13 protein-coding genes and 1 pseudogene are annotated in these 10580 nt (G+C 45.4%); all 14 read right to left on the bottom strand.

Annotation, left to right across the window (positions count from 1 at the left end; translation table 11 throughout):
* Window positions 1-688 precede the first annotated feature (688 nt).
* The 14 genes and pseudogenes from NTX75_10320 to NTX75_10255 all read right to left on the bottom strand — a co-directional run bounded on the left by NTX75_10320 (window position 689) and on the right by NTX75_10255 (window position 10290).
* On the bottom strand, window positions 689-919 hold the full coding sequence (locus tag NTX75_10320; protein ID MCX5816614.1) for a DUF2442 domain-containing protein: 231 nt from the start codon (window positions 917-919) through the stop codon (window positions 689-691).
* 17 nt (window positions 920-936) lie between these two features.
* A pseudogene (locus tag NTX75_10315) lies at window positions 937-1032 on the bottom strand (DUF4160 domain-containing protein).
* A 104-nt stretch (window positions 1033-1136) separates the two neighbouring features.
* Window positions 1137-2033 carry a sulfurtransferase gene (locus tag NTX75_10310; protein ID MCX5816613.1) on the bottom strand — a complete coding sequence of 299 codons (897 nt, stop codon included), beginning with the start codon at window positions 2031-2033 and terminating at the stop codon, window positions 1137-1139.
* Window positions 2034-2042: 9 nt separating this feature from the next.
* Window positions 2043-3083 carry a cytochrome c3 family protein gene (locus NTX75_10305; GenBank protein MCX5816612.1) on the bottom strand — a complete coding sequence of 347 codons (1041 nt, stop codon included), beginning with the start codon at window positions 3081-3083 and terminating at the stop codon, window positions 2043-2045.
* A gap of 33 nt (window positions 3084-3116) precedes the next feature.
* Entirely contained in the window at window positions 3117-3296 is a 180-nt protein-coding gene (locus NTX75_10300; GenBank protein ID MCX5816611.1) for a hypothetical protein, read from the bottom strand.
* Window positions 3297-3431: 135 nt separating this feature from the next.
* Window positions 3432-3689 carry a hypothetical protein gene (locus NTX75_10295; GenBank protein MCX5816610.1) on the bottom strand — a complete coding sequence of 86 codons (258 nt, stop codon included), beginning with the start codon at window positions 3687-3689 and terminating at the stop codon, window positions 3432-3434.
* On the bottom strand, window positions 3686-3967 hold the full coding sequence (locus tag NTX75_10290) for an AbrB/MazE/SpoVT family DNA-binding domain-containing protein (protein ID MCX5816609.1): 282 nt from the start codon (window positions 3965-3967) through the stop codon (window positions 3686-3688). Before NTX75_10290 ends, NTX75_10295 begins: the two co-directional genes overlap by 4 nt.
* Window positions 3968-4237: 270 nt before the next feature.
* Window positions 4238-4987: a class I SAM-dependent methyltransferase gene (locus NTX75_10285; GenBank protein ID MCX5816608.1), complete on the bottom strand. Its 750-nt coding sequence runs from the start codon at window positions 4985-4987 to the stop codon at window positions 4238-4240.
* A complete protein-coding gene (gene chrA / locus NTX75_10280) occupies window positions 4984-6222 on the bottom strand; it encodes a chromate efflux transporter (protein ID MCX5816607.1) in 1239 nt (412 codons plus the stop codon). The genes NTX75_10285 and chrA overlap by 4 nt, the downstream gene beginning before the upstream one ends.
* 14 nt (window positions 6223-6236) lie before the next feature.
* A complete protein-coding gene (locus tag NTX75_10275) occupies window positions 6237-7430 on the bottom strand; it encodes an MFS transporter (GenBank protein ID MCX5816606.1) in 1194 nt (397 codons plus the stop codon).
* Between the two features lie 226 nt (window positions 7431-7656).
* Window positions 7657-8358: a cytochrome C biogenesis protein gene (locus tag NTX75_10270; protein MCX5816605.1), complete on the bottom strand. Its 702-nt coding sequence runs from the start codon at window positions 8356-8358 to the stop codon at window positions 7657-7659.
* A gap of 5 nt (window positions 8359-8363) precedes the next feature.
* On the bottom strand, window positions 8364-8795 hold the full coding sequence (locus tag NTX75_10265) for a thioredoxin family protein (GenBank protein ID MCX5816604.1): 432 nt from the start codon (window positions 8793-8795) through the stop codon (window positions 8364-8366).
* Between the two features lie 17 nt (window positions 8796-8812).
* Entirely contained in the window at window positions 8813-9250 is a 438-nt protein-coding gene (locus NTX75_10260; protein MCX5816603.1) for an arsenate reductase ArsC, read from the bottom strand.
* 137 nt (window positions 9251-9387) lie between these two features.
* The gene (locus NTX75_10255) at window positions 9388-10290 is read right to left on the bottom strand and encodes a cation diffusion facilitator family transporter (GenBank protein ID MCX5816602.1); all 903 of its coding nucleotides are present in this window, start codon (window positions 10288-10290) and stop codon (window positions 9388-9390) included.
* Window positions 10291-10580: the final 290 nt, after the last annotated feature.

Below are 10580 nucleotides of genomic sequence, written 5' to 3'. Positions count from 1 at the left end.
CAGCTCCCCGTAAGGCGGACGAGGAACCGAGCGGATCAACGAACGAAGTGAGTAGCGAGGTGACGAGAGCGTGGAGGAGCGCCCATTGCTTTTAATTGCTTTTATTATGCCTTTATCATTCATATTATTATCCGGGCGCGACTCAAGCGGTCAGCCTTACAATTAATATACCAACTTGGTATTTTGTGTGCTTTGCTCCAAAGCAGAATATAAATCAAAAAACGAATGTGTAATTATTCTAATGGTGTTCCTCATAATATACTTTACAAATGATCCGTAATATCAGCAAAGGTTAGGTTCGTCTTTTTCCTGATTATAACGGAGAAGCCTTTGATTGCCATTCCCGCCCCCTCTTTACCGCCTTTCATTTAGCTTTTCATTTTATTCTTATATTGTATACAGAATATGTCAAGGAAATTATTATAGCTTCCTCCATTACCACTTCAAAGATGGCATAAAAAAGTGTACAGCGAATTGTGCTGTGTCAGAAAGGGCTTTGTTTGAAGGCCAAATGGATGCGTTGTGATTTCGTTGTCGACGCGCAAAGACTGTTGTATTAGCGGGGTACCCTGCTCAAGGCAGGGTCGCACCCGCATTACTGGCATGGGCAAGAAAGCACGACCCATTCACCGGGTGGGTGCCCCGGCAGAGAGCAAAACAGCGTTCCGGCGTGAAATTGATTAGACATTTATTCTTGCAGTTCATACTCCACTGTCTCGGGGCTGAAATCCTGTTCATGGGGCCACATAATACCCCCAAAGGCAGGTCTGACAGAACGAAAATATGCCTGTTCCTTTAATTCGCTAAACACACCTTTACCGATATAAGGAGAGACATCAAACACACCTTTCCTGCCGTTTGACAGTTCAATTGCAAGTCTATAATCGTTTAAAGGTTCTACGGATTTGACCTTAACCATAAACTCACCTCATGCTCGGCATATTGGGCATGAATATGTGGAAGATGATGTTTCTTATTGTCGAAATAGAACATAAGAACAATAATACCATAAAACATTGAAATTATGGGCATATTTTCTCCATTAATTATCTTTTAAAAGCATTAAGGCTGAGGTCAAGGTTTTTAAGGCTTTATGCTCAGCCTCAACCTTAATCTCAGCCTTTTTTAATCCTGATCTACGGTTCCGTCGGTGCTTTGGGGTCTTTCATCCACTCTTCTGTGGAGCCGTCATAATCCTTCACATTTTTGTACCCCAGAAGTTCTGTCATAATGAATGCCCAGGCAGTACAAACCTTTCCCGTATCGCAGTATACGATGATTTCCTTAGAGGTGTCTTTGCCAACGGCATTGGCAGCAAGACCGGCAAGCTCCTCTTTGCTCTTAAATGTACCGTCTTTTGTGTATGCCTGCGATGTTGGAAGATTGACTGCCCCCTTTATCTTTCCCGGCTTTGCGACAAAATCCAGTTTCTTATTACCCTGGAAGAAATCGGGTTCTCTTACGTCCACAATAATGGCTTTGCCGATGCTGTTCATGACATAATCCTTTTTGACGAAGAGGCCCTCGTTAATCTTGCCCTGGTATGCCTTTGCTTTCGGTTTTACTGCATCGGTGGAAACGGCCTTTTTGTCGGCCAGCCATTTGTTGTATCCGCCATCGAGGATTGCAGCGTTCTCAATGCCGGCATATTTCAAAGTCCAGGCAACCCGTGAAATGTCTGTGCGGTCAGGGACGGCATCTGCCTTACCGACGATGACAACGATAGAATCTGCTCCGATTCCGGCAGAGCTTATTACATCGAGGAGGTCATCTGCGGGAGGAAGTTCGTTTCTAAGGCCCCCTTTCATAATAGCCCATGAGCCGTAGATGACGTTAATTGCATTGGGAATATGCCCTGCCTTGTAGTCCTCTACCTTCCTTATATCAACGGTTATCACCTTGGGGTTGGCCAGATTCTTTTCAAGCCAGTCGGTGGAGACGATGGGATTTACATCCCTCGCTGATAACACAAAAGGAACGGTTAAAGCTAAGACAATAAGAATAAAACTGTATAAAGCTGTTTTTTTGAACATTTTTTCCTCCTATTTTTTTATAGGCTTTGGCGCATAAAGAAGACCTTCATTTGCCTTTGAGCCATTCTTAATGAGTGTTTCCTTTGTAAGGAAGTCCTTTTTTTCCTCGTGACAGACCTCGCAGGAACGTGTGCGCTCAGTCCTCTTCTTGATATTATGCGTTGCCGTATCCCAGTAGTTCGGCAATGCATCGAACTTCTCCATCTTTATCCCGGCTCCTTTGAAGGTATCTCTGACAGTGGGTATTAAGCGCAATGTGGTAATAGTCTTTTTGTCTCTCGGGTTTATGCCGAGAAAGAAGCCCGGTTTTGATGTCGCCCCTTTACCCATATGACAGTCATAACAATTCCTGTATGTACCGCCTGAATGGCACGAATAACAGCTCAACCTGCCTTTATGGGTTGTATGTGCCGTCTTTGCCTTATCAGTCTTTTCCTCACCTGCTTTATGGCAATCTGTGCATGCAGGTCTTTCTTTTATCTGTTTTCTCGATTGATACGGCGTGCCTGTACCGTGAAATTCGGTGCTTTTATGGCAGTCAAGGCAAACCATGCCTTTTTGATAATGAATATCAGCAGAACCGCCGTAATCGCCGGTGAATTCGGGGTATACCCTTCCACCGTGGCATAAGGCGCATGTTTTTCCGTCATCTTTTTTTACAAATTTATGCCCTTTCAGGAGCCCTGAACTGACCCCGCCGATTGCCGGTGACTGGACATGACAGTCGCCACAGGAGGCATGACAGCTTCTGCAGGATTTCTCAAAGACCTTCTCATCGAAGGTTCTGGCCTCCTTTGGTGAAAACCTGCCTGATACCCCGTGTTTTTGACCATGAGTGGTATAATGAAGGGCATCTTTGTATATTTTTGCAATGTCTTCATGGCACTTTCCACAGGCTTTAAGATCATCGGAAGGCCTTTTCACAACACTCTTGTGCGCCTTTTCTTTTACCTGTGCCTTCTCGTCGCCGAAGTGACATGAACCGCATCCCTCTAAAAAGTGGGGATCATCACCAATCAGTATTTTATCAACAAAGAAGGCTCTATACATTAATTCCGCCGGGACCGACGGAGGTGGACCTGCTCACCCCTCTCCTTCAGAGGTGTCGATTTTTACCGGTTCATGAAGTGTTTTCAGCGCCTGTTCGTTTGTATGGCATTTTATGCAGCCGCTGTCATCGGCATACCCTGCATGAAGGAAAAAGGCAAAGCAGAAAAACATTACCATGGAGTATATAAACAAATAATTCCGTCTTTTATCCACCTATCAACCTCTTCTTGAGCATCCTTCACATGGTAAGATACTTATCAAAATTTGTCAATAATACTTCAGGGAACGGTAAAGAGATTTGTTATTACACTTTTTCTTTGATTGTTTTTGACGGGAGATTGAGGGACATTATGGTGTCTTGAGGATATCGTGGGTGCCTATCCTTCTTAAGAGGTAAATCTCTCCAACAATTTGGAAGGTGAAGCGGTAATTCTTTGTTATACTTCCTTCCCATATATTCGCATGCCCTTTGATTTTTTTAATCCTCAATGAAGGATATTGAGGATTGGCGAGGAGCAAAACAAACTGTTTATCTGCCCTGTCTTTGATTGGTCCAGGCAATGATGCATAATCGCTATCAAATGGTCTGGTGGTCTGTATTTTCACTTTTGTTGCCTGAGATGTTTTATGAGATCGTCAGCATTTTCAAAAATCTGAGATACCTCACATCTGGAAATGGCTTCATCCGCCTCTTTTTCCTTTGCCTGCCATTCTTTTGACCAGAACCACTCCTGGTCTCTGGAAATAAGCTTCTTTGGAATGAGCACAATCCCTTCATTGATCGTATCAACCTCTAAATAGTCCCCAGTCTCTAAATTCAGCTTTTTACATATCTCCTTTGGAATTGTAATCTGTCTTTTTGGGCTGATTTTTGTAATTTGCATACTTTCCTCCTATCCTACTTCTTTACTGTAAAGTATCTTACCAGTATGAATTACAGATGTCAATGACACGTCCCGGGAGGCCTTCCAGTCAGGAAGGATGGAACGATCATCCACAACCCGATTTAGCACATTTCACATGTACCCCTTTTCTCGCCAGCACCTGATAACATTTGCATATTGCTCATGATTTTTTTCAAACATACATTTACGCATAACTGTTCTGTCAACTGCAAACAGAATTCGTTTAAGTAATTGCCTCGGATATCTTCATTATGTTTCCTCCTGTTGTTTTCCCGGCTTCTTACTGCGGGGACTTTTTATTGTATTGGAAACATTTCTGTCCTTTTTGAGGGTCACCAGAAAAAGTCTTCTGGGAAGATTGCCTTCTTCGAACTCCTCAATGCCTGTTATCGTATAGCCTTCAGCAAGATGCTCCACCTTCTCCCTGTTGAAGAAGTGTACAGTGAAACCACCAACCTCCCACATGTCCTCGCCCCGGTGGATGCCTGTTTGATAATGGGCATCGTTGGTATTTCTGACGGTATATATATTCAACCCTTCAGGCTTCAATACACGGCGGATTTCCTGCGAGATGAATTCAAGCTCAGCCGTTGTAAGGGCCATACAGTAGAACATGTGGGAAAAACAACCGTCAAAGGATTCATCCTCAAAGGGAAGGTTTTGTCTGATGTCATGCAGTAGTGTTACAATGGATTGTGAGACTCCAAGTTTTTGCGACTTTTCCCTGATTGCTTTAAGCCCCTCATTGCTGTAATCAAGTACATTAACCCGGAAACCCTCGCCTGCAAAAAAGAGGGTGTCGCGTCCCTGACCACCGCCAAGTTCCAGAATCTTAATGCCGCCTTTTCCCTTGAATGCCTCTGACGCCCTGCGGGCAGCGTAACTTGGCTCGAGACCAAACATGTCGCCCCTTTCTAAAAACGTCTTTTCCCAATGGGCTTGCTGGGCATTCAAGGTTTTGTTCGCCGTAAACGGGCCGTGTAAATGTGATTTTTTCATGGTAACCGGAAAAGGAATAGAGAAACGGCTATTGTTCCCAGTATCAGCCAGATTGTATCTTTTTTCAGGAAAAACAGGTACGACAAGGCAACAAGAAAAATGGTCCATGTTTTCCAGTCAACAAGGGAATTGAATCCAAATTGCAAGGTCACTGCGATCAGCAGCCCAAAAAAACCGGACAGGAATCCTTTGATCACTACGCGGACGGCCTTGAGTGAACGCACTCTGCTGTGGATTCTGCTCAAAACAACGATAGCGGTTACAGATGGCGTAAAAATTGCCAGCGCTGCCATAAAGGCCCCAATGATACCTGCAACATGGTAGCCGATAAAAGCAGCGGTGATAAATACCGGCCCAGGGGTAATCTGACCCAGTGCAATGCCATCACGGAACTGCATCTCATTCACCCAGTGTAATTGATCAACGACAACGCCCTTGATAAGCGGGATGGCGGTAAACCCTCCCCCGAACCCCAGCGCGCCAATTTTAAGAAAAGTATTGGCGATTTCAACGGCCCTTGGGGACAATAAACATATAAAACCTGCGATAAAAAAAAGGATGATGACCGGAATGTACCGTTTAACATGGCGTTGCGGGGCTGCAAGTGTCCCGATAGCCTGAGACGGCATGACCGTGCCGCCTTCTTGCGAGGGAATATCTTCAAATTCGCCGGTGAAATAGAAAAAGAGAAATCCGAGGAGTCCGGAAAACATAATCAGCCACAGCACATTGAAGTGAAGAATGTAAATACCGGTAAAGGTGAACGCTGATATGGAAAATCCCTTGTAATCTTTGAATGTTATCTTCCCGAAGACTGATTTGCCGATAAGGAGCGATGCGTTTGCGAGCAAGGCAACCACCATAGCCCCCAGACCTGTGAACAGAGATTTGACAAAGGGCAGATTTCCAAAACGAAAATAAGCCCAGGACAGGAAAATGATAAAGACCAACGAGGGCAGTGCGAAGACGGCAGGCACAAGAATGGCGCCCCATAGTTCCTTCACCTGATAGCCGATGCGCCCCATTAACGTAACGCCGATGGCGCCCGGAAGAACCTGTGAAAGCGCCAGTGCATCCATGAAATCCTTTTCCTCTATTATGTGTTTTTCGTGCACCAACCTTTGTTTTGCCAATGCCAGAACCGCCGGACCGCCATAGCCAACAGCACCGATATACAGAGCTTCTTTGAGGAGACACCAGAAGGGTCTTTCTGCATGGTTACACTCAGTTTTCACCGTGGCCTCCTGATTTATGCATTAATCCCTGTTTTGTCTGCCACTGGACTTGGGATAGCAATTAAGAAATAAGAGACGACTAATAATGTTGCAATGCCTGTGGTGATGAATGTAGCAGTTGCTCCAAATTGATACCAGATCAGCCCTGCCAATGAACTTGCTAACATCGTGCAGACGCTCTGAAAACCTGAATATGTTCCTATTGCCGTTGCTGTATCTTTCTTATCGGTAATGTTGCTGATCCATGCTTTGGAAATTCCTTCTGTTGCGGCTCCATAAATGCCATAGAGAAAAAATAGTCCAAAATAAACATAGATATTGGCATTAACTGACATTCCAAAATATACCGTTGCGAATAACGTAAGCCCAATGATAAAAATCTTCTTTAAACCAACTTTGTCTGCAATAATACCCATTGGTAAGGCACATAAAGCGTACACAAGGTTGTAGAAAATATAGACGCCAATTACCATTGTGTCGCTTAGCCCTGACTCTTTAGCTTTTAATAAGAGAAACACGTCCGAGCTGTTAAACAACGCAAACGTCAATAGCCCGATAACAACTTTGCGATATATCAACGGGCTTCCTTTCCAATAATTAAGAAAGGAAAAGAACGATATTACATTTTTTTCTGTTAAAGTTGTCTGTTTTTTATCTTTAAGATATAACGATGCAAATACAGCAATAAGTCCGGGAATAAATGCAATAAAAAATAATGTCCTGTAGTCCTGGGGATAAAAATACAGATAGAGCAACGCAAGTGCAGGTCCTAATACTGCGCCAAAGGTATCCATGGCACGGTGAAAGCCAAAAACTTTCCCCTTTGTTTGAGGTGTTGCTTCATCAGAAAGGATTGCATCTCTCGCACCTGTTCGTATTCCTTTCCCGAATCGGTCAGTGGTTCGTGCAAAGAAAATCCAAAGGGGATAGATGAAAAATCCCATCATCGGTTTAGAAATAGCGCTTAACGCATAGCCTGTTTGCACGAAAACTACTCGTCTTCCTGAGTTGTCAGAAAGTTTCCCGAAATATCCTTTACTCAGTCCTGCTGTTGCTTCTGCGACACCTTCGAGTATTCCGATGAGGACAATTGAAAAGCCAATGCTCTTTAAATAAATCGGCATTATGGGGTAAAGCATTTCGCTTGCCGTGTCGGTGAACAGGCTTACAAGCGATAAAGCCCAAACAGTTCGTGTAATATATTTCATAGTCATAGTTCGTTTTTGGCAATGTTGAATAAAATGCCTGTTTTTACAATATAATTATATCACTCCATAATTGCAAAATAAAAATATCACTCCATATACGATACAACGGAAGGCACCGTGGCAAGAGGAGATGCTTTCGGGCGAGAGGGGGAGGCTCTAAGCAAGCCGTTCAAGCCGATAAAGCCGTTCAAGTATTTCGGGCTGTTTGAACCGTTTAAATAGATCTCTACAATGTCGCGTAGATAAGGTAGAACCCTCCCAGTATGACAAGGACACCGCAGACCTTTTTTACAACTTTTGCGCCGATGGAACGTTCATTCCAGTTGAGGTAATGTTGGACTACTTCGGTGAATGTTCCGGCGCCGACAATAACCGAACAATGGCCGACACCATAGGCAAGGAGGAGGGCAATACCATAGAGAAGGTTTGTGGAGGAAAGCTGAAAGGTAATGGTAAGCATGGGAGCCATATAGGCAAAGGTGCAGGGGCCGAGGGCAATGCCGAAGACAAGACCCAGAATGAATGCTGCTAAAGCGCCTTTCCGTTTCAGACCCACCTGCCCCGGGCCGCTCCATGGCATGGGTATAATGTCAAGGAGGTGAAGTCCCACAAGAAAGAAGATAATGGCAACGAAATAATTACCGAATCGTCCGAGATCACCCATCATGCGCCCTGTCGCAGCGGTGATTGCACCGATGACACCGATGGTGATCAGGATGCCCACCGCAAAGAGCGTGGCGATCATAAAGGCCCGTTTCGTCGAGATTCTGCCCTGTTCGTCAATGAATCCCACAATGAGTGGTATGCTTGCGAGGTGGCAGGGGCTTAAGAGGATGCTGAGTATGCCCCAGACAAATGAAGCCGCGAGGGCTACTGCGGGACTGCCTTCAATGGCCCTGCTTAATGACATGAAAAGGGTTTCCAGCATAACTGCTATTTCCCTTTCTTCGAATCTTTGCCGGGCAGCATGCCTAGGTCCTGAAATCTGGCGAGAATCGCCTCTTTTGACATGAAACCCATGTGCCGGTAGAGCTCTTTTCCTGAGGCATCGTAAAAAATTTGTGTCGGAATGGCACGGATTCCATATTTCTGCCCGGCATTCTGGTTTTCCCAGACATCGATAAAGTCAACCTGAACTATGCCTTTATACTCCTTTTTCAGTTCTTCCAGAATAGGGGCCATCATGATGCAGGGGATACATTTCTTAGCCCCGAGATCAACAAGACGGGGAAACGACTTTGCAGGAGTTGGCGCCTTTACGCCCTTGCCCTGTGCGCCAACAGGCGTTGAAAAGCATATACCCATTATGATGACAATAAGAAACGTAACAGCTATCAATCTTCCTTTGTAACTCAACCGCACCATGCCTCCTTTAACCTCTTTTAATTATTGCTCATTTCCTTGCAGAATTCCTCTATCTTCAGTCTGATCCGGTCCCGCACTTCCCTTGTTTGCCGGAGCTGCTCTTCGTGGCTTCCGGTAAATTTCGACGGATCTTCAAAAGACCAATGAAACCTTGCAGTGATACCGGGGAATAAGGGACACTGTTCTGCGCTTGTCTGGTCACAGACCGTAATGACATAGCGGTAGAGCTTCCCCTGTGTGTAGAAATCAAAAACACTTTTTGTTGTGTTATTTGATATATCAATACCGATTTCTTTCATCGCCTCCACGACAAGAGGATTCAGTACCCCCGGTTCGAGTCCGGCGCTTTCAGCAATGAATCTATCACCGCAGAGGTGGTTTATGAATGCCTCTGCCATCTGACTTCTCGCTGCATTATGAACACATACGAACAGAACTTTTGTTTTATCCATCATTGTCCTCCTTTGTATGATAACGTCGAAGAAACATCTGACCGCTCATCGCGACGCACTGGCGTGATACCTCTTTTGTTTGTTGGCAAATATACCAACAAACAAAAACACTGTCAATAGCATCCTCTCGTGTCTCCGGATTAGTGGTTGTGCATCTCACCAGGCTCGTCAGGTTTCGACTGGCAGTAAAGGTTGTTGTCGCAGGTCACACACCTGCACTCGATCTGCAGCGTGCTGTGATCTATCCCGTTTTCTTTCAACATCTCTTCGATGTTCTTTTTTGTTGTTTCAACCTCACTCAGGGTCTTGTCGTCTACCAGCACGTGGGCTGAGAAGGCAACATGATTATGCGCTAAAGGCCAGAGATGGACATCGTGGATATCTACTACGTCCGGCATGTCGGTAATTTTTTGTGCCAGCATCTCCACATTGAAGCCTTTGGGGGTTAAGTTAAGAAAAATAGAGATTGTATCACGCACCAGCCGCACACCACCCCATATGATAATGCCTCCGATAAGGACGCTTGCGATGGGGTCTGCATAGGTCCAGCCGGTGAAATAGATAATAATGCCTGATATGATCACCCCTACCGAAGAGAGGGTGTCGCCGAGGACGTGGAGCCATACACTTTTGAGGTTGAGGTCTTCATGGCTGTGACCGAGGATAAATGCCATAACGATGTTTCCCGCAAGGCCAAGGACAGCGATGCCGAGCATAACGGGGATATCGATTTGTGGTGGGGAGAACAAGCGTTCATAAGATTCGTAGAAGATAAAGATGGCGATGACAAGCAAACTCAGTCCGTTGATGAGCGCCGCCAGGAGGCCGACCCGCTGATATCCGAAGGTGGCGTTCCTGTCCGATGGTTTTTTGCTGATACGGGCAGCTACAAGGCCCAGGGCTATGGCCAGGGCATCGGTAACCATGTGTCCGGCATCGCTTAAAAGGGCCAGACTGTTACTTAAATAGCCGCCAACCACCTCTCCTGCCAGGATAAAAACTGTTACGAGGAAGGTGACGGCAAGACGTTTTTCTCCGCTCATACTCACAATTCACCGCCTTCATCGGTATCCAGTATCCCCGCTTCACGAGTCACGCTTTACGGGTTTCCACTATCCACCATTCACCATTCACAGCATTTCATCTTTTCTGCCTTTTTAACTATTCACTATCTACTATCTACTATTCACTGCCTTTTTCACTCTCCGCACCATTCACTATTCACTGCCTTCATCACCGTTTCCCACCTTCACAGCAAGCGTCTTGGTGGACAGGCGCCGATACGCCGTCTCGCCGGTTCGGTTCTTCTCGCCTGCTCACACCTGAGGGGGCT

It is taken from the genome of Pseudomonadota bacterium (assembly GCA_026388315.1).
Lineage (GTDB): Bacteria > Desulfobacterota > Syntrophorhabdia > Syntrophorhabdales > Syntrophorhabdaceae > MWEV01.
This window is presented reverse-complemented; position numbering and strand designations above follow the sequence as displayed.

Coding starts and splice junctions, on each gene's coding strand:
- NTX75_10290 (MCX5816609.1), bottom strand. CDS start 3,967: ATGCAAATTACAAAAATCAGCCCAAAAAGACAGATTACAATTCCAAAG.
- NTX75_10260 (MCX5816603.1), bottom strand. CDS start 9,250: ATGATGGATAAAACAAAAGTTCTGTTCGTATGTGTTCATAATGCAGCG.
- NTX75_10265 (MCX5816604.1), bottom strand. CDS start 8,795: ATGGTGCGGTTGAGTTACAAAGGAAGATTGATAGCTGTTACGTTTCTT.
- NTX75_10275 (MCX5816606.1), bottom strand. CDS start 7,430: ATGAAATATATTACACGAACTGTTTGGGCTTTATCGCTTGTAAGCCTG.
- NTX75_10305 (MCX5816612.1), bottom strand. CDS start 3,083: ATGTATAGAGCCTTCTTTGTTGATAAAATACTGATTGGTGATGATCCC.
- NTX75_10310 (MCX5816613.1), bottom strand. CDS start 2,033: ATGTTCAAAAAAACAGCTTTATACAGTTTTATTCTTATTGTCTTAGCT.
- NTX75_10285 (MCX5816608.1), bottom strand. CDS start 4,987: ATGAAAAAATCACATTTACACGGCCCGTTTACGGCGAACAAAACCTTG.
- NTX75_10255 (MCX5816602.1), bottom strand. CDS start 10,290: ATGAGCGGAGAAAAACGTCTTGCCGTCACCTTCCTCGTAACAGTTTTT.
- NTX75_10320 (MCX5816614.1), bottom strand. CDS start 919: ATGGTTAAGGTCAAATCCGTAGAACCTTTAAACGATTATAGACTTGCA.
- NTX75_10270 (MCX5816605.1), bottom strand. CDS start 8,358: ATGCTGGAAACCCTTTTCATGTCATTAAGCAGGGCCATTGAAGGCAGT.